At 71.2% G+C, this 20,714-nt stretch carries 26 protein-coding genes and 1 tRNA gene; 6 read left to right on the forward strand and 21 right to left on the reverse strand.

The window, feature by feature from the left end; genetic code table 11:
- Nucleotide 1: 1 nt before the first annotated feature.
- The 9 genes from RWH45_RS01665 to RWH45_RS01705 form a co-directional block, all read right to left on the reverse strand.
- Nucleotides 2-1,324 carry a homoserine dehydrogenase gene (locus RWH45_RS01665; protein ID WP_315993189.1) on the reverse strand — a complete coding sequence of 441 codons (1,323 nt, stop codon included), beginning with the start codon at nucleotides 1,322-1,324 and terminating at the stop codon, nucleotides 2-4.
- Nucleotides 1,321-2,751, reverse strand: coding sequence for a diaminopimelate decarboxylase (gene lysA, locus RWH45_RS01670; protein ID WP_315993190.1), 1,431 nt, complete (start codon nucleotides 2,749-2,751; stop codon nucleotides 1,321-1,323). Before lysA ends, RWH45_RS01665 begins: the two co-directional genes overlap by 4 nt.
- Nucleotides 2,752-2,924: 173 nt before the next feature.
- Entirely contained in the window at nucleotides 2,925-3,779 is an 855-nt protein-coding gene (locus RWH45_RS01675; RefSeq protein ID WP_315993191.1) for a putative mucin/carbohydrate-binding domain-containing protein, read from the reverse strand.
- Between the two features lie 201 nt (nucleotides 3,780-3,980).
- Nucleotides 3,981-4,757, reverse strand: a complete 777-nt coding sequence (locus RWH45_RS01680) for an LmeA family phospholipid-binding protein (RefSeq protein WP_315993192.1) — start codon at nucleotides 4,755-4,757, stop codon at nucleotides 3,981-3,983.
- A gap of 3 nt (nucleotides 4,758-4,760) precedes the next feature.
- Entirely contained in the window at nucleotides 4,761-6,425 is a 1,665-nt protein-coding gene (locus RWH45_RS01685; protein WP_315993193.1) for an arginine--tRNA ligase, read from the reverse strand.
- A gap of 76 nt (nucleotides 6,426-6,501) precedes the next feature.
- The gene (locus RWH45_RS01690) at nucleotides 6,502-7,311 is read right to left on the reverse strand and encodes a transglutaminase-like domain-containing protein (RefSeq protein WP_315993194.1); all 810 of its coding nucleotides are present in this window, start codon (nucleotides 7,309-7,311) and stop codon (nucleotides 6,502-6,504) included.
- 78 nt (nucleotides 7,312-7,389) lie between these two features.
- A complete protein-coding gene (locus RWH45_RS01695) occupies nucleotides 7,390-7,863 on the reverse strand; it encodes a hypothetical protein (protein ID WP_315993195.1) in 474 nt (157 codons plus the stop codon).
- Nucleotides 7,860-9,008 (reverse strand): serine/threonine-protein kinase, encoded by a 1,149-nt coding sequence (locus RWH45_RS01700; RefSeq protein WP_315993196.1) that lies wholly within the window; start codon nucleotides 9,006-9,008, stop codon nucleotides 7,860-7,862. Before RWH45_RS01700 ends, RWH45_RS01695 begins: the two co-directional genes overlap by 4 nt.
- 33 nt (nucleotides 9,009-9,041) lie before the next feature.
- On the reverse strand, nucleotides 9,042-9,296 hold the full coding sequence (locus RWH45_RS01705) for a DUF6458 family protein (protein WP_108319361.1): 255 nt from the start codon (nucleotides 9,294-9,296) through the stop codon (nucleotides 9,042-9,044).
- Nucleotides 9,297-9,468: 172 nt separating this feature from the next.
- Between RWH45_RS01705 and RWH45_RS01710 the strand changes: the two genes are divergently transcribed.
- Nucleotides 9,469-10,578: an ATP-binding protein gene (locus RWH45_RS01710; protein ID WP_315993197.1), complete on the forward strand. Its 1,110-nt coding sequence runs from the start codon at nucleotides 9,469-9,471 to the stop codon at nucleotides 10,576-10,578.
- 170 nt (nucleotides 10,579-10,748) lie between these two features.
- Nucleotides 10,749-10,946, forward strand: coding sequence for a DUF2188 domain-containing protein (locus tag RWH45_RS01715; protein ID WP_315993198.1), 198 nt, complete (start codon nucleotides 10,749-10,751; stop codon nucleotides 10,944-10,946).
- A gap of 53 nt (nucleotides 10,947-10,999) precedes the next feature.
- Here RWH45_RS01715 and RWH45_RS01720 read toward each other — a convergent pair.
- The 3 genes from RWH45_RS01720 to RWH45_RS01730 all read right to left on the reverse strand — a co-directional run bounded on the left by RWH45_RS01720 (nucleotide 11,000) and on the right by RWH45_RS01730 (nucleotide 11,899).
- Nucleotides 11,000-11,072 (reverse strand) — tRNA-Arg (locus tag RWH45_RS01720).
- Between the two features lie 126 nt (nucleotides 11,073-11,198).
- Entirely contained in the window at nucleotides 11,199-11,369 is a 171-nt protein-coding gene (locus RWH45_RS01725; protein ID WP_315993199.1) for a hypothetical protein, read from the reverse strand.
- Between the two features lie 80 nt (nucleotides 11,370-11,449).
- Nucleotides 11,450-11,899, reverse strand: coding sequence for a hypothetical protein (locus tag RWH45_RS01730; protein ID WP_315993200.1), 450 nt, complete (start codon nucleotides 11,897-11,899; stop codon nucleotides 11,450-11,452).
- Between the two features lie 100 nt (nucleotides 11,900-11,999).
- Here RWH45_RS01730 and RWH45_RS01735 point away from each other — a divergent pair, with 100 nt between their 5' ends.
- Nucleotides 12,000-12,395: a DUF5684 domain-containing protein gene (locus RWH45_RS01735; RefSeq protein ID WP_315993201.1), complete on the forward strand. Its 396-nt coding sequence runs from the start codon at nucleotides 12,000-12,002 to the stop codon at nucleotides 12,393-12,395.
- A gap of 55 nt (nucleotides 12,396-12,450) precedes the next feature.
- Here the strand turns inward: RWH45_RS01735 and RWH45_RS01740 are convergent, their stop codons facing one another.
- From RWH45_RS01740 to RWH45_RS01755, 4 genes are all read right to left on the reverse strand, one after another.
- A complete protein-coding gene (locus RWH45_RS01740; protein WP_315993202.1) occupies nucleotides 12,451-12,753 on the reverse strand; it encodes a hypothetical protein in 303 nt (100 codons plus the stop codon).
- Between the two features lie 266 nt (nucleotides 12,754-13,019).
- Entirely contained in the window at nucleotides 13,020-13,376 is a 357-nt protein-coding gene (locus RWH45_RS01745; RefSeq protein WP_315993203.1) for a hypothetical protein, read from the reverse strand.
- 69 nt (nucleotides 13,377-13,445) lie between these two features.
- A complete protein-coding gene (locus tag RWH45_RS01750) occupies nucleotides 13,446-13,583 on the reverse strand; it encodes a hypothetical protein (RefSeq protein ID WP_315993204.1) in 138 nt (45 codons plus the stop codon).
- A 38-nt stretch (nucleotides 13,584-13,621) separates the two neighbouring features.
- Nucleotides 13,622-14,176, reverse strand: a complete 555-nt coding sequence (locus tag RWH45_RS01755; RefSeq protein ID WP_315993205.1) for a MarR family winged helix-turn-helix transcriptional regulator — start codon at nucleotides 14,174-14,176, stop codon at nucleotides 13,622-13,624.
- A 114-nt stretch (nucleotides 14,177-14,290) separates the two neighbouring features.
- Here RWH45_RS01755 and RWH45_RS01760 point away from each other — a divergent pair, with 114 nt between their 5' ends.
- The 3 genes from RWH45_RS01760 (at nucleotide 14,291) to RWH45_RS01770 (ending at nucleotide 15,346) form a co-directional block, all read left to right on the forward strand.
- On the forward strand, nucleotides 14,291-14,668 hold the full coding sequence (locus RWH45_RS01760) for a DUF7882 family protein (protein WP_315993206.1): 378 nt from the start codon (nucleotides 14,291-14,293) through the stop codon (nucleotides 14,666-14,668).
- Between the two features lies 1 nt (nucleotide 14,669).
- On the forward strand, nucleotides 14,670-15,011 hold the full coding sequence (locus RWH45_RS01765; RefSeq protein WP_315993207.1) for a hypothetical protein: 342 nt from the start codon (nucleotides 14,670-14,672) through the stop codon (nucleotides 15,009-15,011).
- Nucleotides 15,012-15,181: 170 nt separating this feature from the next.
- Entirely contained in the window at nucleotides 15,182-15,346 is a 165-nt protein-coding gene (locus RWH45_RS01770; RefSeq protein WP_315993208.1) for a hypothetical protein, read from the forward strand.
- Between the two features lie 60 nt (nucleotides 15,347-15,406).
- Here RWH45_RS01770 and RWH45_RS01775 read toward each other — a convergent pair whose 3' ends face one another.
- The 5 genes from RWH45_RS01775 to RWH45_RS01795 all read right to left on the reverse strand — a co-directional run bounded on the left by RWH45_RS01775 (nucleotide 15,407) and on the right by RWH45_RS01795 (nucleotide 20,610).
- A complete protein-coding gene (locus RWH45_RS01775) occupies nucleotides 15,407-16,477 on the reverse strand; it encodes a spore photoproduct lyase family protein (RefSeq protein ID WP_315993209.1) in 1,071 nt (356 codons plus the stop codon).
- A 9-nt stretch (nucleotides 16,478-16,486) separates the two neighbouring features.
- Nucleotides 16,487-17,311: a DNA-formamidopyrimidine glycosylase family protein gene (locus RWH45_RS01780; protein ID WP_315993210.1), complete on the reverse strand. Its 825-nt coding sequence runs from the start codon at nucleotides 17,309-17,311 to the stop codon at nucleotides 16,487-16,489.
- 2 nt (nucleotides 17,312-17,313) lie between these two features.
- A complete protein-coding gene (locus RWH45_RS01785) occupies nucleotides 17,314-18,795 on the reverse strand; it encodes a phytoene desaturase family protein (protein WP_315993211.1) in 1,482 nt (493 codons plus the stop codon).
- Nucleotides 18,792-19,295 carry an SRPBCC family protein gene (locus RWH45_RS01790; RefSeq protein ID WP_315993212.1) on the reverse strand — a complete coding sequence of 168 codons (504 nt, stop codon included), beginning with the start codon at nucleotides 19,293-19,295 and terminating at the stop codon, nucleotides 18,792-18,794. The genes RWH45_RS01785 and RWH45_RS01790 overlap by 4 nt, the downstream gene beginning before the upstream one ends.
- Before the next feature lie 139 nt (nucleotides 19,296-19,434).
- On the reverse strand, nucleotides 19,435-20,610 hold the full coding sequence (locus tag RWH45_RS01795) for a sensor histidine kinase (protein ID WP_315993213.1): 1,176 nt from the start codon (nucleotides 20,608-20,610) through the stop codon (nucleotides 19,435-19,437).
- Nucleotides 20,611-20,714: the final 104 nt, after the last annotated feature.

Raw genomic sequence — 20,714 nt, forward strand, 5'->3', positions numbered from 1 at the left:
GTCAGTTCCCTTCCACGCGCAGCACGGAAACCACGCGCTCGACGACGCCGCTCGCGGCGAGACGCTCGACGGTCTCGCTCAGGTCCTGCTCGCGGGCCTTGTGTGTTCCGATGACCAGCCGGGCGGAACCGCCGGTCTGGGTGTTCTCGTCCGCCTCGATGACGGTCTGCTCGACGGTCGCGATCGACACGCGGCCCTCGCTCAGGATGCCGGCGACGGTCGCCAGCACGCCCGGCTGATCGTCGACCTCGAGCGTGATCTGGTAACGCGTGATGACGTGCCCGATCGGCACGGCCGGCAGGTTCGCGCGCGTGGACTCGCCCACCCCGACGCCTCCGGCGATGTGCCGGCGCGCCGCCGAGACGACGTCGCCGAGCACGGCGGAGGCCGTCTGCACGCCGCCGGCGCCCGCGCCGTAGAACATGAGGTCGCCGGCCGCCTCGGCCTGGACGAAGACGGCGTTGTTGGCGCCGTGGACGCTGGCGAGCGGGTGCGACCGATCGACGAGGGCGGGGTAGACGCGCACGGAGATGGACTCCGAGCCGTCGGCGGCCGTCAGACGCTCGCACACGGCGAGCAGCTTGATGACGTACCCCGCGTGACGAGCGGACTCGATCATCGCGGCGTCGACCGAGGTGATGCCCTCTCGGTGCACGGCATCCAGGGGAACCGTCGTGTGGAAGGCCAGGCTCGCGAGGATCGCGGCCTTCTGCGCGGCGTCGTAGCCCTCGACGTCGGCGGTGGGGTCGGCCTCGGCGTACCCGAGCTGCTGCGCCTGGGCCAGGACATCGGCGAAGTCGGCGCCCTCGGTGTCCATGCGGTCGAGGATGTAGTTCGTCGTGCCGTTGACGATGCCCATGATGCGCACGACGCGGTCGCCGGCGAGCGAGTCGCGCAGCGGGCGGATGATCGGGATGGCACCGGCGGCGGCGGCCTCGTAGTACACCTCGGCGCCGACCTGGTCGGCGGCCTCGAAGACCTCGGAGCCGTGGGTCGCGAGCAGCGCCTTGTTGGCGGTGACGACGTCGGCGCCCGAGGCGATCGCGTGCAGCACCTGCGTGCGGGCCGGCTCGATCCCGCCCATGAGTTCGATCACGATGTCGCTGCCGACGATGAGGGTCTCGGCATCCGTCGTGAAGAGCTCGCGCGGGAGGTCGGCGTCGCGCTTGGAGCCGATGTTGCGCACGGCGATGCCGGCGAGTTCGAGCTTGGCGCCCGCGCGGTCGGCGAGCTCGTCGCCGTGCTTGAGCAGCAGGTCGGCGACCTGCGAGCCGACGGCGCCGGCGCCGAGGAGCGCCACGCGGAGCGTGCGGTAGTCGGTCATGCGGTGTCTCCGTGGGGTGTTGCGGTGGGGGCGGATGCCGGGATGCCGGCGTCGCGCGAGAGCAGATCGTCGATGGTCTCGCCGCGCACGATCACGCGGGCCTGTCCCCCGCGCACCGCGACGACGGGCGGGCGGGGCGTGTAGTTGTAATTGCTCGCGAGCGAGAAGCAGTAGGCGCCGGTGGCGGGCACGGCCAGCAGGTCGCCCGGTGTGACGTCGGCGGGGAGGTACTCGGCATCCACGACGATGTCACCCGACTCGCAGTGGTGGCCGACGACGCGCGAGAGCGCCGGGGTCTCGGAGCTCGTGCGCGAGACGATGCGCGCGGAGAAATCGGCGCCGTAGAGAGCGGGGCGGGCGTTGTCGCTCATTCCGCCGTCGACGCTGACGTAGGTGCGCTCGAGGTCCTCGGCGGCCGTGACCGTCTTGACCGTCCCGACCTCGTACAGCGTCACCCCGGCCTGGCCGACGATGACCCGACCGGGCTCGGTGGCGACGTCGGGCATCGGGATTCCGCGCACGGCGCACTCGTCGGCGATGGCGTCCAGGATGCCGTCGGCGACCTCCTCGATGGGCTTCGGGTCGTCGACCGAGGTGTAGGAGATGCCGAAGCCGCCGCCGACGTTGAGGAGGGGGATCTCTCCCCCGGCCAGCAGGTCGGCGTGCAGGTCGACAAGGCGTGCGGCCGATTCGCGGAATCCGGACGAGTCGAAGATCTGCGAGCCGATGTGGGCGTGCAGGCCGACGAAGCGCAGGCTGGTGAGCTCGCGGATGCGCGCGACGGCCTCGGCCGCGCCGTCGAGCGAGAAGCCGAACTTCTGGTCTTCGTGCGCGGTCGCGAGGAACGCGTGGGTCTCGGCGTGCACGCCGGTGCGAACGCGCACGAGCACGGACTGCACGGCGCCGCGGCGCTCGGCGATCGCGGCCAGGCGCTCGATCTCGATGGGGCTGTCGACGACGACCGAGCCGATGCCGACCTCGACCGCGCGCTCCAGCTCGCGCACGCTCTTGTTGTTGCCGTGGAAGCCGAGGCGCGCGGGGTCTGCTCCCCCGGCGAGGGCGACCTCGAGCTCGCCGCGCGTGCACACGTCGACGGAGAGTCCCTCGTCGACGACCCACCGCACGACCTCGGTCGACAGGAACGCCTTTCCGGCGTAGTAGACGCGAGCCCGGATCCCGTGACGCGCCGCCGCCGAGTCGAACGCGGCGCGGGCGCGGCGGGCGTGCTCGCGCACCTCGTCCTCGTCGAGGACGTACAGCGGGGTGCCGAAGCGGTCACGCAGATCGAAGACGGAGACGCCTCCGATCTCGACGGAGCCGTCGTCGACGCGACGAGCGGACGCGGGCCAGACGGGGGCGACGAGCTCGTTCGCTTCGGCCGGAGTGGTGAGCCACTCGGGCACGAGCGCGGAGTGCGAGGCGGACACAGAGGGACCAATCGGGTTTTGCGGCGACGCGACGGCCGCGGATCACGGCTGCCACCCCCGCGGAGAGTCACGCGGCGGGCAGCCCGATCAGTCTAGGGTACCGCGTATGCCGCTCCCTTCCCGTGTCCGGTGGCGCCGCCCCGCGTCCGCAGCCGCCGGGCTCCGGGCGGCCGTCAGACCACGAACCGCCCCCCGCGGATCGTCAGCGTCTGAGGCGTCGTGGACAGGGACCCGGTCTGCACGCTGTCCGCGTAGACGCGCACGCGGGAGGGCTCCGCGGCGGTGACGAGGAGCCGGTACCCGTTCGACACCGACATGCCGTCGAGCGCCGTCACGACCTTGTCGTGGGTGTCGTCTCCGTTCATGGTCACCGTGACGAGCGTCCGGCCCCGCGCGTTCTGCAGAGCGACCTGGTAGTACAGCTTCCCCGTGAAGGAGTAGTCGTGCGGGGCGACACCGGTCGAGGTGACCACGAGGCGCTTCCCGTCTCGGCTCATGCCGATCCATCCGGAACGGACGTCGTAGATGCCCACGAATCCGAGCGCCGAGGTGACGGTGACCGGAACCGTCCGCGTCAGCGCCTCCTGCGTGGCATCCGATGACTGGAGGATCGCGAGAAGCCGCCCCTCCATCGAACCGACGTTGATCGCGAGGACGCGGGTCGAGGCAACCGTCTCGTCGTGCCGGATGACGGTCGCCTCCCGCACCTCGAGCGCCGTGCTGGTCGCCCCCGAGGACGTGGATGCCGTGATGCCGAGGCTCCCGGGGGCGGCATCGGTGCGCACGCGCACCGACGTCGTGTACGCGCCCGAGGAGTCCGTGACGCCCGTCGGTCGTTCGATGATCGCGCGGGCGGGGTCGTCCAGCGAGAGGGACACGGCGTCGCCGGCGCGAGGCCGTCCATCGGCGTCGATACTCGTGACCCTCACGGTCGCCGTCTCATCGGGGTAGGCGGCCGCGCGGGACGACGTCAGCGTCACGCGGTCGGTCCGGCTCGCCGCCGCGTGCGCAGGCAGTGCCGCGCTCACGCTCAGAACGGGAATCGTCCACGCGCCTGCGGTGAGAACCCTGCGACGTGACACCGCGGACATGCCGACCTCCTCATGACGCGCCGCGGTCGCGGCATCCGTCCGTCGACCCCGACCATAGGCAGGCTCACGCCGGTCGGCGGTCGCGCTCACCGACGCGGAGGACGGGTGACGCGGTCGGTGATCGCGATGCGCGGCCGGTCAGCTGCAGGAGCCGTCGGCCTGCAGCGCGGGGTCGTCGAGGATGCCGCCCGCGAGGTCGAAGGCGGCCACGAGGCTCTGGCCCTGCACCGTCGCGGAGGTCAGCATGAGGCCGGCCGGGAGGCGATCGGCGACGCACAGGCTCTGCGGGCCGAGGACCGCGTCGGCCACGCCGCCGAACTGCGCGCGCAGCGTGTCGGCGTCGATGGTGTTGCCGCCGAGTTCGAACGACGTCGGGGTGAGGGTCAGGTCGCCGGACGCTGCGCCCGGGGTGACCGAGACGCCCACGGGGATGCCGACGCCGAAGAGCGACAGCTCGTTCGTGAAGGTGAGATCGGGGGCGGCCATCGCCACCGTGCCCGACGGGAAATCGGGGATCTGCGCGAGCAGCGCCCGCAACTGCTCCTCATCGAGACGCACCGAGGCCGATCCTCCGTCGGCAGGACCCTCACCCGACACCGGCACGCCCTGCATCTCCACGAGGACGTCACCGGTGATGGGGCCCAAGGTCACGTCGTCCGAGCTGACCGTGACGTCGTCGAGGCGCCCTGCGATCAGCTGCGGGAGCACGATTCCGCTCACCGACACGTCGAGGTTCTGGTCGTCGGCCAGGCCGACGTTCTTCACGACCAGCGAGCGGACCGTGTTCGTCACGAGGGAGCGTGCGATGAACTCGGCGGCCACCACGGCACCCGCCAGCAGCACGACGACCACGAGGAGGATCGCGATCCATCGACCTGAACGGCGGCGGGGGGCCACGGCATCCGCGTCCGTCATGGACTACATCCGCTCCGGAGCGCCGACGCCGAGCAGCGTGAGGCCGTTGCGGAGCACCTGACCGGTGGCGTCGTTGAGCCACAGGCGCGTGCGGTGCACCGACTCGACCGGGGCGTCACCGAGCGGGATGACGCGGCAGTTGTCGTACCACCGGTGGTACAGGCCGGCGAGCTCTTCGAGGTAGCGCGCGACGCGGTGCGGCTCGCGCACCTCGGCGGCGAACGCGACGACCCGGGGGTACTCCTGCAGGGCTCCGAGAAGCGCCGACTCGGTCTCGTGATCGAGAAGCTCCGGGGCGAACTCCGAGCGGTCGACACCCGAGTCGGCGGCGTTGCGTGCGACGTTGTGCGTGCGCGCGTGGGCGTACTGCACGTAGAAGACCGGGTTGTCGTTGGTGCGCTTCTGCAGGATCTCGGGGTCGAGCGTCAGCGGCGAGTCGGCCGGATACCGTGCGAGCGAGTAGCGCAGCGCGTCGGTGCCGAGCCACTGCTGCAGGTCGTCGAGCTCGATGATGTTGCCCGCGCGCTTGGACAGCTTGGCACCGTTGATCGACACGAGCTGTCCGATGAGCACCTCGATGTCCTTCTCGGGGTCGTCGCCCGCGGCGCCGGCGAGCGCCTTGAGACGGTGGACGTAGCCGTGGTGATCGGCGCCGAGGAGGTAGATCTTGTGCGCGAAGCCGCGGTCGCCCTTGTTGAGGTAGTAGGCGGCATCGGCGGCGAAGTACGTGTACTCCCCGTTGGAGCGACGGATGACGCGGTCTTTGTCGTCGCCGAAATCGGTGGTGCGCACCCAGACGGCGCCCTCGTCGTCGAAGACATGGCCCTGTTCGCGCAGACGGTCGACCGCCTCGTCGACGAGACTCGGCTGCGCATCGACGTGCGCGTGCAGCGTGCGCTCGGAGAACCAGACGTCGAAGTGGACGTTGAAGCGCTCGAGAGAGGCCTGGATCTCGCCCAGCTGGAAGCGATAGGCCAGTTCGGTGGCGACGGCCACCTGCTCGGCGCGATCGAGATCGCGCAGGTCGGGGCGCTCCGCCAGCACCCGCTCGGCGAGCGCTCCGATGTACGCCCCGCCGTATCCGTCGTCGGGGGTCGGCTCGCCGTGCGCCGCGGCCACGACGGAGCGGCCGAAGCGCTCCATCTGGGCGCCGGCGTCGTTGATGTAGAACTCGCGGACGAGCGTCGCACCGCTCGCGAGCAGCACGCGGGCGATGGCATCGCCGAGAGCCGCCCACCGGGTGTGGCCGATGTGCAGGGGTCCGGTCGGGTTCGCGCTGACGAACTCGAGGTTGATGGTGTTCCCGCGCTGGGAGTCGTTCGTTCCGAACGCGGCGCCCTGCTCGACGATGACCTTCGCGAGCGCGCCGGCGGCAGCGGCATCCAGTCGAATGTTGATGAAGCCGGGGCCGGCGACCTCGACGCTCGCGACGCCGTCGACCGCCTCGAGACCGGCGGCGATCTCCGCGGCGAACTCGCGCGGGTTCGCTCCGACGACCTTCGACAGCTTGAGCGCCGCGTTGGACGCCCAGTCGCCGTGGTCGCGGTTCTTCGGCCGCTCCAGTGGGAGGTCGGCGGCGGTGATCCCCGCCGAGGAGCCCTCTCGTCGCGCCTCGGCGAGCGGGGCGATGACGGCGAGGAGGGCTGCGGAGAGGGCTGCGGGATCCATAACCCTGCAAGTCTAGGCGGAGCGGGGCGGGCCCCCCTCCGTGACGACGAACCGCCGGAGGCGACCGCGGAGCGCGTCAGCCGATCTGCACCAGCGCGGCGTGGTCGTCGGGGGTCGTGGCATCCGGGGTCTCGTCGTCGAGGACCGCGTCGACGTGCAGGCGTTCCAACCCCACGTATCCCCCGTGGTAGCTGAGGAAGGCGCAGTCTGCGGCGTCGCGCCCCGTCGCGATGCGGACGAGCGAGCGGCGATCCGCGAGACGGGTCGCGTCGACGACGTACCAGGCGCCGTCGATGTAGGCCTCGGCGACGGCGTGGAAGTCCATCGGCTCGAGGCCGGGGGCGTAGCACGCGGCATACCGCGCCGGCATGTCCATCGCCCGCAGGAGCGCGATGACGACGTGGGCGTAGTCGCGGCACACGCCCTGGCCGGTCATGAGCGTCGTGACCGCGCTGTCGGTGCCGAGGCTCAGGCCCGGGGTGTAGGTGACGGTGGATGCCACGAACGACGACACCGCGGTCAGCAGCTCTTCACCGGAGAGCCCGCGGAACTGGCGACGTGCCTGCGAGAACACCTCGTCGGACTGGCAGTAGCGGCTCGGGCGCAGGTAGGTGATGGTCTCGAGGTCGCTCGTGCGGGGGCTCTGCGCGGGACCGGCGACGACGGCGTCGTACCGCACCGTCAGGGGGCCCTGCTCGCCAGTGACGCGGTGAAGGCGGCTGCCGGACTGGTCGACGATCTCGGTGGGCGTGTACACGCGATCACCCTGCGAGAACGTCAGGTCCTCGCTCAGCAGAGGGACCCCCTGGGCGGCGGAGATCTGGAAGATGAGGTCGACGGATGCCCCGAGATCGAGGTCCAGTTCAGCGGTCACGCGGCGCGGCACCGGGCAATCCTCGCACGGCGCGCGGGCGTGGGGGCCATCCCCGCGCACCTGTTCCGCGACACGCCGCCGCCGGCATGCTCACCCGTCCTTCTTGCCCGGCCCCTTGCCGTTCCCCGGCCCCTTCTCGTCGCCCGGCTTCTTGTCGGACGGGCCCCCGCCGTTCCCGCCTCCGCCGGTGTCATCCGTGCCGTCGTCGACGACGTCCTGCTGGTCGTCGGGTGCGGGCTCGGTCGTCTGCGCCGGCTCGGGCTCGGGCGTGGGTGTGGGGGTGGGGACCAGACCGGTGAGATCGGCACGGACCGTCGCGATGCGCGTCAGGATGGCGTCCGCCTCCTCGGCCGTGATCTCCCCCGCGTCGCGGCGGGCGGTGACCTCGGCCTCGAGCGCGTCGAGGCTCGCGAGCGCCGAGGCGTAGTCGCCGGCCGACGCCTGCTCCGCGATCGTCTGCACGTTCTGCTGCCACGCGGTGGGCGCGGCGGGCGGGGTGCAGCCGGCGAGGGCCAGGGCTGCGGCCACGGCCACGACGCCGGCGAGGGAAGCGCGACGGATCATTCCCCGACCTCCTTCCACAGGTCGTCGACGTGCTGATCGAGCGGCTGGGGCAGTGCGGGCAGATCGGGCTCGGGGGCTCCCCCGGCTCCGGCTGCCACGGCGGCGGTCACTCCCCCCGTGGCGAGGACGGCGGCGACGACGGATGCCACCACCACAGCACGTCGAGACGGACGACGCCGCGAACGGGGCACCGGGGATCCCCCCGGCGTCGAGGCGTCGAAGACGCGCGTCGGGGCGGTGGCTCCGGACACCGCTGGCATACGCGCGGTCGTTGCCCCTCCCGGGGCGGGCACCGCCACGTTCGACAACGTGCGCAGCGCGACGATGACGCCCGCGGCATCCGGTCGTTCGGCGGGGTCGATGGCCGTCATCCGCTCGAGCACGTCCCGCCACCCGGAGGGGATGTGCGCGGGGATCTCCGGCGGGGAGACGAGCCGGGCGGCGAGCGCTTCATGCGGGGTGCGGGAGCCGAACGGGCGTGAACCGGTCAGGGCCTCCAGCAGCACGAGTCCGAGCGCGTACACGTCGCTCGGGGGTGCGGCCGGCATCCCGCGCGCCTGTTCGGGGCTCAGGTAAGCGGCCGTTCCGATCACGGTGTCGGCCCGTGTCACGCGGGTGGCCCCGACGAGCGAGGCGATGCCGAAGTCGGCGAGAGTCGCCCGCGGGGTCTCCCCCGTGTGCGCGGCGGGTCGCATCAGGATGTTCGACGGCTTCACGTCGCGGTGCACGATCCCTCGGCCGTGGATCACGGCGAACGCCTCCGCGACCTCGCGCCCCACGCGCGCGGCCTCGGGCCCGCCGAGACGACCCCGCGCGATGAGGTCGGTGAGCGTCGGGCCCGCGATCAGCTCCATCGCCAGATAGGCGGGCGTCGCGTCGAGCCGTGCGTCATAGAGGGTGACGAGCGACGGATGCGAGAGCGAGGCGAGCAGGCGGATCTCCGACCGGACGCGGGCGACGTCGGAGGGATCGGCACCGTCCCCGTCGATGACCTTGATGGCGAGGGTGCGCTCGAGAGCGGTATCGACCGCCTCGTACACGCGCGCGTAACCGCCCCGGCCGAGCAGACGGCCGAGGCGGTAGCGTCCGTCGAACAGGTCGCCCGCGGGCGAGTCGTCGGCGACGGTGCGCGTCGGTTCGGTCATGGGTGTACCTCCGGGGTGGCGACCCCGGGGGACTCAGACGAGGTCGTCGTTGGACGAGCGCGTGGTCGAGCGGGTGACCTGGGCGCCCCCCACTCCTTCGGTGCGGGTGACCGTATCGGTTTGCCGACGACGCACGAGCAGCACGACGCCGATCAGGAACACGACGACGCCGGCTCCCATCATGATGTAGCCGACCATGCTCAAGCTGACGTAGTCGTTGGGCAGGTTCACGGCGAAGGCGAGGATGGCGCCGATGACGAACAGCGCGATGCCGGCTCCGATGCTCATGGCAGATCCTTTCGACGGGAAGTCTCAGCATCCCAACCGTCCGCGAAAGAGCGGCAGGTCTTGACAAGAGGTCGGAACGTGCGATGCCCGATCCGGTGGACGCGTCTTTCACCCGCCCCCGACGCGGTGCCGCGACCCGCGACCATCCCGCGCCCCGGGAGACTGACCGACGATGTCCCGCGAACAGCCCCTCCCGAGTCGTGCCGGCGAAGCCGATCATCTGCATGTCGACGCCCTCGGGGTGACCGTGCGCATCGACCTCGACGGCGTGCCCCCCGCCGACCGCGTCTCGATCGGAGAAGCCTGGTCCGGGGCCCGGCACGACGAGGCCACGCTCGCTGCGGCGATCGTCTCCCCGCGCCCGCGCTTCCTCTCCGACGAGACAATGTCCGACCTGTCGACCCAGGTGACGCTCTCCGCCCTCTCCGCGCGGCGCGGAGACCTGTGGCTCGTCCATGCCGGCGCCATCGCCGACGACGACGGACGCGTCGTGCTGTTCTCGGGTCGGTCGGGGATGGGCAAGACCACCCTCATGTCGAGCCTCGCGCGCGACTACGCCTACGTGAGCGACGAGAGCGTCGGCGTCGCACCGGACGGGAGCGTCCTGCCCTACCGCAAACCTCTGTCGATCGTCGACGGCGCCGGCCGCGCCAAGAAGCAGGTGTCGCCCCGCGGTCTCGGTCTGCGCGGTCTCCCGCCCGCCCCGCTCCGCCTGCACGCCGTCGTGGTGCTCGATCGTCAGCCGCGGAGCACCGAGGCCGCCCTCGAGCCCCTCGACATCTCGGACGCCGTGGCAGCGATCGCGCCGCAGTGCAGTTATCTCGCCGATCTGCCGCGTCCCTTGGAGACGCTGATCGGCCACGTCAGCGCGGTCGGCGGAGCGCTGCGTCTGCGCTACGCGGAAGCCGCGGACGTGCTTCCCCTCATCCGCGATCTGTTCGCCGCGCCACGGCCGGCGTCACGCGAGCCGATCGTCTCGCAACGCGCCGAGGCCACCCGAGGCGCGAGCGGCTTCACCCGCACGCCCGTGGTGGATGCCGTGGCTCTCTCGGGCGCGCGTCTCGCGCTGCTGCGCCGCGCACCGGACGACGAGACGACGATCCACCTCGTCGACGGGATCGGACCGGTGCTCTGGCGGGCAGCCGACGGCGCCTCGTTCGACGACCTCGTGGCTGCCGCGGTGCACGCGCACGGCGAACCGCGCGGCGGAGACGCCGGAGATGCCGTCCGTGCCGCCCTGACGACGCTGTGCGACGCCGGGCTGATCGCCGAGCGCCCCTGACGACGACGCCGCGACGCCGTGCCGGGCCTCCGCCGCCCGGGCATGGCCGCATCCGCGGACACCGCCTCGGGAGGTGACGTGAGGGGTGAAAGACCCTGTCGCCCGCCCGCCCGCCCCTTCACGTGTCAACCCCGCACCGCGCGAAGAACGACCGGTGTCTGCTGGATGCCATGAGCCAGAACGACGTGACGACCAGATCGAACCGGGGCCAGTGGGAGAACGCGGTGGAGGGCCGACCCGAGCTGTCGGCGAGCTTCTCCAGCAAGGAGGAAGCCGTCGACCAGGGGCGCGCCACCGCCGACGAACTCGGCTCGCGGCACCTCGTCGAGGACGCCGAGCCGACCGGCGCGCCGACCGACGAGGGCTGACGGCCCCGGAAATCAGAAAGGCCGCGGTCATCGACCGCGGCCTTCGTCACATGTGCCCCCGACAGGAATCGAACCTGCGACCTTTGGTACCGGAAACCAACGCTCTATCCCCTGAGCTACGGAGGCGGACCGGTCCAGGCTATCACCGCACCGGCGGCGGTCCCGACGGCCGGGCGTCGCTGCAGCCACGGCTCCGCGGGCACGGCCACGGACCGACGACGCGGAGCACGACGCCGATCCGTGGCATCCGGATCACTCGTCGCCGATGACGCCGATGCCGCTCGCCTGGTGATCGGCGTTCGGGTCGTCGGCGGACGGTGCCTTCGAGGCCTCGTCGACGTCGTTCTCCTGGCTCGGCTTGACCGTGGGGTCGTCTCCGAGGTCGGACGCGTCGTCGGCCGGGGTGTGCTGCGGGTCGCTCATGGTGTTCCCTTCGTCGAGATCACCAGCGTCGCAACCCGCCCCGGCCCGGCGCACCGGGTTGACCGGGGTGGCGCGTCGGCCTAGTGCCGGAACATCCCCCGGACCCGTCGGGAGATCGGAAGGTGCAGCAGCACCTCGCGCCCGTCGACATCGACGGTGACGACCGACCCGCCCAGCCCTCGACCGGGCACGGGGGCGACGTCGGAGCGCACGTAGGCCTCCGCCACGTCCACGTAGACGGCGAGCAACTGCGCGCTCTGGTCCTTCGACGACGACGCGTCGACGAGCTGCATGCGGTGACCCGTGTCGGTCTCGACCGAGAACCACCGCGAGCCGGGGGTCGATACGAGCGCCCACCGCGGCCCGCGCGAGAAGCGGGCCCATGCGGCGCCGTCGCGCAACTCGGTGGCGACCTCGAGATCGGCCTGGGCCACGACGAGGACCTCCAGCATCGCGAGCGCCTCGGCGGCCGTGACGTAATCGGCGCGGTCGGCGCTCAGCCCGCCCCACTCGAACTTGCGCTCGCCCATTCGGCCGCCTCCTCGTTGAGAGCGTAAACCCGCCCGACCATGGCGTGCCGTGCGGGCGGCCAACCTGAGCGTCGGCTGGGAGAACCCCTACGATGAGCGCATGCTGACCTCCTCGCCCTCGTCTATCACCGACCAGACGTCGATCTTCGCGCTGAGCGCCACGAACTCCCTGATCGCCCTCGCGATCTACGTCCTCATGGTGGTCGCGCTGTGGCGCGTCTTCGCCAAAGCCGGGCACGCCGGGTGGCTCGCGATCATCCCGATCGTCAACCTCGTCGTCGTGGTGCGCATCGCCGGCTTCTCCGGGTGGTTGACCCTGCTCTACCTCGTGCCGATCGTGAACCTCGTCTTCCACGTGATCGTGCACATCCGCGTGGGCCGGGCATTCGGCCACGGGTGGGTGTTCTCGCTGTTCCTGCTGGTGATCTTCTACGTCATCGGATATCTCGTCATCGGCTTCAGCGACGACAAGTACCGTCCCGAGCGCCTGGCCTGACAGGACCGGCCTCCGCGGACCGGCCCGAGCCGAACGGCTCGACCAACGCGCAGGCTCAGGCGAAGCGCAGGCGGTCGTCGGGGTGGAGGCTGCGCAACGGCACCGATCCATCGGCGATCGCTCGCAGAGCGCGAGGACTGACCTCCAGCTCCGCCGACACGCGTTCCACTCCCGCCCCCGACGACAGTGCGCTGCGCAGCGCCGCTTCGGCGGCATGGGCGGCCTCGGCGACGTCGTCGGCTGAGCTGCGCACGAAGGCGGCGAGCTGCGCCTGCGCATGACGGATACTCCGGCGCTGACGTTCTCGGCCGTCGGTGGCGTCGGTCGTCGGGGCGATTCGCAGCTGGTCGGGCGACATGATCTCCACTCCGGGGGGAAGCGTCCGGCTCGCGCGGCTGCGAGCACTCCTCCAGCCTCACCGACGGCCGGTCGTCGCACATCATCCCTGAGGACTATTTCCCGACGGTGAACGGAGGATGCCACAATCGCACGGTCGGGATCGTGGCATCCGGTGCCGTCGCCGTCCACGGCGACGATCCGGCGCAACGTGTGCAGCACGATCGCCGGCTCGGCGGCATCCGCCGTCTTTCGCTCGACCGGCTCGTGGGCTGAATCGGGTGGCGATCAGGCCTGCGTGGGCTGGTCGAAGTCCCAGTCGATGGGCTCGTCGTCATCCACGTCGGACGTGGGCTCGACCGCCCGCAGGTGCGGGCGCGGGAACAGGCGGTGGTTCTTCAACTCGGCGGCCGCGTGAGCGAAGTCCGGTTCCTCGTCGTGCCAGTCGACGGGCGCGGACAGCACATCATTGCCCACGCCGATCACCAGCTCCGCCTGGGCGACCTTCTTGTCGCCGGTGACGATGGGGATGCTGACCGCCTCAGCCTGCCCCTCTTTCGCCACTGCCGCGGTCAGCTCCACGAGTGACGCGGCCACGTCGTCGGTGGTCGTCACGGTTTCGCCGGCATAGGTCACGCATCGCATGCCCCCACTCTGCGGTCCCACCCGGCAAGGGTGGGGCGGGTTGCCCCGGCCGCGCGCGTGGGATACGCGTCAGTCGCGGCGTTGCGCCGAACGGAACATCGACTCGTCGAGTTCGAACCAGACCGCGCGAACGGTGTCGAACTCGGCGAACGGTTCCGGCTGAGGATCGGTCAGAGAGAGGCGGTAACCGCGAGGAAGGTCATCCACGTGCTGTCCGTCGCGCGGTCCGCCGACGAGCACGTAGATCACGGGGAATCGACCGCCCGCTTGTCGACCGCCACTCCGTCGACGGCGTCGCTCATGCGGTGCAGGAAGGCGACGACGGCCGCGGACTCCTCGGGCGACATGTCGATCACGGCCGCGAGCATGCGGTCGTGCATGTTGCCGAGGGTCTGTCGCACCTCCTCGTCGGCGCGCGGGGTGGCCTGGATGAAGATGCTGCGACGATCCTCGGGGTTCGCCGCACGCGTGATGTGGCCCGATCGCTCCAGGCGGTCCAGGATCGCCGTGGTCGACGCGGTCGAGAGCCCGAGGTACCGGGTCAGTTCCCCCGGGCGCACCCGCCGAGTGGGGTCGCGGAGCAGATAGCGCAGGACGAGGAGCTCGTTCTCCCCCATCGCCATGGAATCGCGGGTGCGGCGTCGCATAGCGACCTCGGCCGCCCGGTAGATGCGCAGCGCTTCGAGGACGGCTTTGCTCCGCCGTCGGCGATCGGTCGGCTCGTCGCCGTACCAGTAGGTGACCTCTTCGGTGGGTCCCGTGCTCGTGAGTCCGCGGGACGTGGTTTCGACGTCGGTCATGACACACTCCTCCCCGCTCGTCCGCCGACTATACCTCGTTAATAATAGTTAGACAAACTAGTTACTAAGCGAGTATGTTCTACACACAGCTAATCGCTCACGAAGGGAGTTCCCATGGGCCACTTGTTCTACGGCACGTCGACCGAACCGATCCGCATCCCGGACCGTCTCCTCTCGCACCTCAAGGTCGTGACCACGACCAAGCTCCGCCGCAGCGAGAGCTTCACCCTGAGCTGGACGCACGTCGACGGCACCCCCGGCCGCTCCACCCTCTGGCTGCAGCCGGCCATCCCCCTGCGATTCGTGTTCGATTCGGCGGAGCCCGAGACCCTCGACGCGACGACGCTGAAGAGCATGGCCGAGATGGCGAACTCCTCGGCGGGACTCGTCGTCGACCTGCGGGTCGAGATCCCCGAGGCTCACCCGAACCGTGTGGCACCCGCGCGCACCCCCGCTGCGACCCGCCGCCGTTCGCTCTCGGTCGCCGCCTGACATGAGCGCTCCCACTCTTCCCGTCGTGCCGACGCTCGCCCCTGCCCGGGTGCTGTGGGCGAAGGTCGACACCGGCTTCTGGGTCGCCCACCGCGGCGGCGAATACGACGGCTGCGTCGACGCGGTCGCCGGCGGGTTCGTGTCGCGCGACGCGCACGGCATCCCCATCGGCCGCTACGACAGCCTCGATGCCGCGAAGGCGTCGCTGCGCTCGACGATGCACCCCGCCAACGTGTCGCGTCGCCGGCGCGCCGAGCGCGTTTCGGTCGTTGCGGCAACCGCCGTCGGAGGCACCGCCCTCGCCTTCGCTCTCACCGCGGGCGCCCTGGCGCCGTACCTGTGAACGACGTGAACGATGTCGAGCTGCGCGACGACGCCGACGACTTCGAGGACGCGGCGAGCGCCGAGTTCGCCGCTCGCTACGGCGTCACTCCCCTCTGATCGCCGTCGACCCCCTGGACGTCACGGTTCGGACGTGACACCGTCGGCGCTTCACCAACGGATGGAGACCCCATGACGATCGACAACGGACACCCCGGAAGCGGAGACTCCGGCGCCGCTCCCGACGAGCAGTCGAACGGCGCTGGCAGCGAGTCGCCCGAGGAGGGTGCGGCCGCGCAGCGCGACGCCGACGAGGCCGCGACCACGAGCGACTCCCCCACCGGCGACATCGGCTGAGACCGCCTGGACGGCCGGCGCGGCTCCCGACGGGAGCGCGCCGGCTGCTGCGTCTGCGCGTCAGAAGGCGTAGCGCACCCGGCAGTACGGAAGCTTCCGGGCGATGAGATCGGTGAGAGCCGCAACACTCTGCGCCTTGAGGGGATGCCGATAGCGGACGTTGACCGCGCCGTTCTGCGAGCGCTTCTCCTCTTGCGCGGCGGGTGTCCACAGCAGCTCCTCCCCCTTGGGGTGCCAACCGAGGTTCACCTCGTGCAGGCCCTCGTTGTGCGTGAGGAAGATGACCTCGCAGGCCAGCTGGGCCTTGGCCCGCGCATGCAGTGCCGCGTCGAGCTGCTCGAAGAGCTCTTCCCAGTCGGCGAGCCACGTCGGGGTGAGGATGACCGGCGAGAAGTTGACATGCACCTCGTACCCGGCATCGACGAAGTCGTTGATCGCGGCGATGCGCTCCGCCATCGGCGAGGTGCGCAGATCGGTGACGCGCGCCGTGCCCGCCGGCATGAGCGAGAAGCGGATGCGTGTGCGGCCCGCGGGATCCCACTCGAGCAGATCGCGGTTGACGAACTTCGTCGCGAACGACGCCTTCGCGGTCGGCGTCATGCGGAACAGATCGCACACGTCGCGGACGTTCTCGCTGAGGAGCGCGTCGACGGAGCAGTCGCCGTTCTCGCCGATATCGTACACCCAGGCGTCGGGGTCGCACTGGTTCGGCTCGGTCTTGGGCCCCCGGGCCGCGACGTGGCGCGCGAGGTGACGCGTGATCTGGTCGATGTTCGCGAACACCGTGATGGGGTTGCTGTAGCCCTTGCGGCGCGGAACGTAGCAGTAGGAGCACGCCATCGCGCAGCCGTTCGACAGCGACGGCGCGATGAAGTCCGCCGAGCGGCCGTTCACGCGCGTGGTGACGCTCTTCTTCACGCCCAAGACGAGCGCTTCGGTCTTGATGCGCACCCAGCGGGCGACGTTGGTCTCATCGCCGTGAACCTCGGGAATCTGCCAGTGCGAGGCGACCGGAACGATGTCGGCGTCGGGCCAGCGCGCGACGATCTCCCGTCCGCGCTCGAGTTCGAGCGCGGCGTCCTCCGCGTAGATGCGCGTGACGCGCAGAAGGTTCTCCCGTTCGACGGCCATCGTTCCGTTCTACTCCGGGGTTCCGACATCGACGTTCGCCGGCATCGGCTGACACCGCGGGCACCACCACGTGCGGCGCTGCTCCGGGTCGTTCGCCACCTCGTCGCGCACGCGGACGCGCGTTCCGCAGCGCAGGCACGGACGCCCCGCGCGGCCGACCACCCAGTGCGAGGCGCCCCGACGACGATCCCCCGTGGTGACCTGGTACATCCCCGGGACCGTCGCCGACACGCGAAGGCATCGAGCCGCGAGCGTCACGAGGGCGTCCAGATCGGTCGCACCGATCGGCGCGAAGGGGTGGATGCCGCGCAGGAAGGCGAGCTCGTTCACCCAGAGGTTGCCGAGCCCCGCCACCCGACGCTGGTCGAGGAGCGCTGCCACGAACGGGCGATCGGGGCGTTCGGTCAACCGGCGCACGGCCTCCGCGGCATCCCAGTCCGCGCGGAGCGGATCGGGACCGAGGTACCCCACGACGTCGCGTTCGCGCGCGGTCGGCACGAGCTCGACGACCGGCAGATCCAGTCCCCACACCTCCCGCCCGTCGTCGAGTCGCAGGCGCACGCGGGCCTTCTCCCGGACCGCGGTCGGAAGGGATCTGCCGGCTCGCGTGATGGTCCACGATCCCTGCATGCGCAGGTGCGTATGCAGCGTGTCGCCCTCATCGAAGCGCGTGAGCAGGTGTTTTCCGTGCGTGTCGTAGCCGACGATCGTGCGGCCGGCGAGGGAGAGACCGGCGGCATTGCCGGAGCGCACCTCCCCATCGGCCACACGGGCGCCGGTCGTCGCGGCATCCAACCGCTGACGGAGGCGATAGACGCTGTCGCCCTCCGGCACGGCTAGCGCGCCGCGGGGAGGAGCTGGTCGCCGCGGGGGGCGAGATCGGGACGCAGGCGCGTTCCGAACTCGTGGCGCAGGGCGCTCAGCGCGGCCTGCCACCCGGCAAGACCGTGGACGCCGGGCCCCGGACTCGCCGACGAAGAGCACAGGTACACGCCCTTCATCGGGGTGCGCCAGGGGTCGGGGCTATACACCGGCCGGCCGAGCAGTTGCGTCAGGGTGGGGGCACCGGCGGAGATGTCACCGCCCGGGAAGTTGGGGTTCCACGTGGCGATGTCGACCGCGGTGCGCGAGCTCGAGGCGAGGATCGTGTCGCGGAAACCCGGCGCGAAACGCTCGATCTGCCGCACGATGGCCTCTTCGCGGTCGGCCGGACTCCCGGACGGCACGTGCGTGTACGCCCACAGCACGTGCTTGCCCGCGGGCGCGCGCGTGGGGTCGAACAATGTCGGCTGAGCGGCGAGGACATAGGGGGCGTCGGGGAGCTCGTCGCGCGCGACCGCGTTCTCGGCCGCGGCGATCTCGGCCCGGGTACCGCCGATGTGGACGGTCCCGGCGCGCGCGACGTCGGGATCGGCCCACGGCACCGGCTCGGACAGCGCGAAGTCGACCTTCGCCACGCCCCCGCCGTACCGGAACCGCTGCAGCGCTCGGCGGTATGCCGCCGGCATCCGGTCTCCGGCGAGGCGGATCAACGCTCGCGGGGTTGTGTCGAGCAGGACCGCACGCGAGGAGGGGAGCTCGTCAAGCGAGGTCACCTCGACCCCCGCGTGCAGGACGCCGCCGTGCGCACGGATGTCGGCGATCATCGCATCCGCGATCGCCTGGCTGCCGCCGACCGGGATCGGCCACCCGCGACCGTGCCCGTAGGTGGCCAGCACCAGACCCGCTCCCCCGGCCGCGAGGCTCGGCTGGTGAAGGATCGTGTGCGCGGACACGCCCGTGATCATGCTCGGCACGGCCTCCTCGCGGAAGCGCGCGTTCCACCACGGACCGCCCTGCTCGAGGGCCCGGATGCCGAAGAAGAACGCCGCGAGAGGGTCGCCGGGGATGCGCAGCAGCGCATTCCCCGTGAAGTCGGCGACGCCGCGCAGATGATCGACGAGCGGGCGCATCAGCCGCTCGTAGGCGGGCCCGTCGACGCCGAGACCGTCGGCGGCGCGCGCGAGATCGCGGAACGCCAGCGCGGCGCGCCCCCCGTCGAGCGGGTGCGCGTACGACACCTCGGGCACGATCAGGGGAACGCGACGGTCGAGACCGAACTCGCGGAAGAACCACGACTCGAGGGCGAGGGGGTGCACCGCCGACCCCACGTCGTGGTGGAAGCCCGGGAGCGTCAGCTCCGCGGTGGACGCGGCTCCGCCGAAGGTCGGCGCCTTCTCGTAGACGCCGACCGAGAGCCCGGCGCGTGCGAGGGTGACGGCAGCGGCCAGGCCGTTCGGGCCGGAACCGACGATGACGGCGTCGTAGGTCTCGCTCATCGTCGGATCGGCTCCCTCTCGGCGGTCGACTCGTGGCCGATCGCGTCGGCACCGCCCTCGGTGCCGGGTGCGCCGCCCTCCGCGAGGTAGGCGAGACGGTGCAGCGTCTCGGCGTTGCGCCAGCGGGTGATGGCATCGAAGACGGTGTCGGGCAACAGCCGGGTCGGCCCCGTGACGGGCTCCTCCTGGATGCGCACGACGCATCCCTCGCCCCGTCGTTTGACGTCGATGGCGACGCGCGCGACGCCGATCGGGCCGCCGTGCGGTTCGAGGACCGCGCGATGCGGCGGATCCCAGACGCGCATGATCGTGGTGTCGTTCACGAGCAGGGGCCACGACCCGAACGAGTGGTGCAGCGTCGCCCCCACCTGCGGCCAGGACTCCCCCACATCGCGCATCCGCGAGGTGCCGACCACCCACAACGGGTAGAGCCAGCCGTTCTCGAGGACGCGGAAGACGTCTTCCGGGGTGCAGTGCAGCAGACGGACGTTGCGGGCCATGCGTCGCTCCTCCTCGTCGTCTCGGATGCGGACGGATGCCGAGGACTTCCCCGACAGCCCTCACGCTACGGTCCGCCTCCGACATCCGTCGCGGTGGTTGCGCCTCAGCGCCTCGGCCGATATCGGCGCCGCGGTCGGCTCACGCGGCCGCGGGGAGGACGAACCACGCGCGCGTCCCACCCGCCGGGGAGGCGTCGAGACCGATCGTCCCGCCGTGCGCCTCGACGATACGTCGACATGTCGCGAGGCCGATGCCGATACCCTGCACGTCGGCGCCGTGCCCGCGCTGCATGGGCTCGAAGACGCGCTCGCGCAACTCCGTCGGCACCGCATCGCCGTTGTCGTCGACGCTGATCCGCCAGCCGTCGGGCAGGGTCTCGACGCTCACTCGGACGTCGGGCACCTTCTCGGCCGCGACGGTGAACTTGACGGCGTTGGCGATGAGGTTCTGCAGCAGGACGCGCAGCAGGGTGTCGTCGCCCCGGACGAACGTCGAGGCGACCACCGTGACCTCCGCGCCCGTGCGCACCAGCGCGCCGTCGAGGTCTTCGAGCACCGCGTCGACGGTCTCGGCCACGTCGACCTGCGTCACGTGGGGGCGGGCGCCGCCCATCCGGGCGAAGTCGAGCAGGTCGGTGACCATCGACGTCATCCGACCGGCCGCGGCCTCGGCGCGGGCGAGGGACTGCGCCGCGCGCGGGGCGTCGGCCATCTCGGGGCTGTCGGCGGCGAGCTCGAGGAAACCCGTCAACGCCGTGAGCGGGTTGCGCAGGTCATGGCTGACCTGGGTCGCGAAGTTCTCCAGCTGCTGGTTCGACTCGAGGAGGTCGCGCTGGACGCGGCGCAGCTCCAGCACGTCGATCACCTGGTGGGCGAGCAGGTCGAGCGCGTGAGCGCTGGCAGCCGAGAGCTCCCCCACCTCGTCGTCGAAGACGCAGAGCGTGCCGATCGCCACTCCCGACGGCGTGATCAGCGGGCTGGAGGCGTAGAAGCGCACGTTCGCGACCTCGCCGGTGACGAAGGCATTGTGGGCGAAGCGGTCATCGAGCCGGGCGTCAGCAACGACGACGCGGCCCGGCTGGGAGATGACGGCCGCGCACATCGAGTCCTCGCGCTCGCATGACGCCGCCCGGATGCCGACGGCGGCGACCTGATGCTGCATCCGGTCGTCGATGATGTTGATGACGGCGGTGGGGACCCCGCACACGGTCGCGGCGAGTTCGACGAGCCCTTGGAGGTCGGGCTCGGACGGCTCGCCCACGAGACGGTACTGAGCGATCGCGTCTCGCCTGGTCACATCGTGCGCAGTCGACACGGCATCCCCCTGGTGTTCTCGCCGACGAGCCTAGCGGCTGCGGGTTACACCGGGACGGCCGGGAGAGGAAGGGGCTCGCGCGCGATGGCCGCGTAGCGCAGAGT

The sequence above is a fragment of the Microbacterium galbum genome, assembly GCF_032464915.1.
Taxonomy (GTDB): Bacteria; Actinomycetota; Actinomycetes; order Actinomycetales; family Microbacteriaceae; genus Microbacterium; species Microbacterium galbum.

Bases quoted from the DNA above. Each gene is read 5' to 3' on its own strand.
- RWH45_RS01665 (WP_315993189.1), bottom strand. From the start codon at position 1,324: ATGACCGACTACCGCACGCTCCGCGTGGCGCTCCTCGGCGCCGGCGCC.
- RWH45_RS01680 (WP_315993192.1), bottom strand. From the start codon at position 4,757: ATGACGGACGCGGATGCCGTGGCCCCCCGCCGCCGTTCAGGTCGATGG.
- RWH45_RS01685 (WP_315993193.1), bottom strand. From the start codon at position 6,425: ATGGATCCCGCAGCCCTCTCCGCAGCCCTCCTCGCCGTCATCGCCCCG.
- RWH45_RS01695 (WP_315993195.1), bottom strand. From the start codon at position 7,863: ATGATCCGTCGCGCTTCCCTCGCCGGCGTCGTGGCCGTGGCCGCAGCC.
- RWH45_RS01700 (WP_315993196.1), bottom strand. From the start codon at position 9,008: ATGACCGAACCGACGCGCACCGTCGCCGACGACTCGCCCGCGGGCGAC.
- RWH45_RS01705 (WP_108319361.1), bottom strand. From the start codon at position 9,296: ATGAGCATCGGAGCCGGCATCGCGCTGTTCGTCATCGGCGCCATCCTC.
- RWH45_RS01710 (WP_315993197.1), top strand. From the start codon at position 9,469: ATGTCCCGCGAACAGCCCCTCCCGAGTCGTGCCGGCGAAGCCGATCAT.
- RWH45_RS01715 (WP_315993198.1), top strand. From the start codon at position 10,749: ATGAGCCAGAACGACGTGACGACCAGATCGAACCGGGGCCAGTGGGAG.
- RWH45_RS01725 (WP_315993199.1), bottom strand. From the start codon at position 11,369: ATGAGCGACCCGCAGCACACCCCGGCCGACGACGCGTCCGACCTCGGA.
- RWH45_RS01730 (WP_315993200.1), bottom strand. From the start codon at position 11,899: ATGGGCGAGCGCAAGTTCGAGTGGGGCGGGCTGAGCGCCGACCGCGCC.
- RWH45_RS01735 (WP_315993201.1), top strand. From the start codon at position 12,000: ATGCTGACCTCCTCGCCCTCGTCTATCACCGACCAGACGTCGATCTTC.
- RWH45_RS01740 (WP_315993202.1), bottom strand. From the start codon at position 12,753: ATGTCGCCCGACCAGCTGCGAATCGCCCCGACGACCGACGCCACCGAC.
- RWH45_RS01745 (WP_315993203.1), bottom strand. From the start codon at position 13,376: ATGCGATGCGTGACCTATGCCGGCGAAACCGTGACGACCACCGACGAC.
- RWH45_RS01755 (WP_315993205.1), bottom strand. From the start codon at position 14,176: ATGACCGACGTCGAAACCACGTCCCGCGGACTCACGAGCACGGGACCC.
- RWH45_RS01760 (WP_315993206.1), top strand. From the start codon at position 14,291: ATGGGCCACTTGTTCTACGGCACGTCGACCGAACCGATCCGCATCCCG.
- RWH45_RS01765 (WP_315993207.1), top strand. From the start codon at position 14,670: ATGAGCGCTCCCACTCTTCCCGTCGTGCCGACGCTCGCCCCTGCCCGG.
- RWH45_RS01770 (WP_315993208.1), top strand. From the start codon at position 15,182: ATGACGATCGACAACGGACACCCCGGAAGCGGAGACTCCGGCGCCGCT.
- RWH45_RS01775 (WP_315993209.1), bottom strand. From the start codon at position 16,477: ATGGCCGTCGAACGGGAGAACCTTCTGCGCGTCACGCGCATCTACGCG.
- RWH45_RS01785 (WP_315993211.1), bottom strand. From the start codon at position 18,795: ATGAGCGAGACCTACGACGCCGTCATCGTCGGTTCCGGCCCGAACGGC.
- RWH45_RS01790 (WP_315993212.1), bottom strand. From the start codon at position 19,295: ATGGCCCGCAACGTCCGTCTGCTGCACTGCACCCCGGAAGACGTCTTC.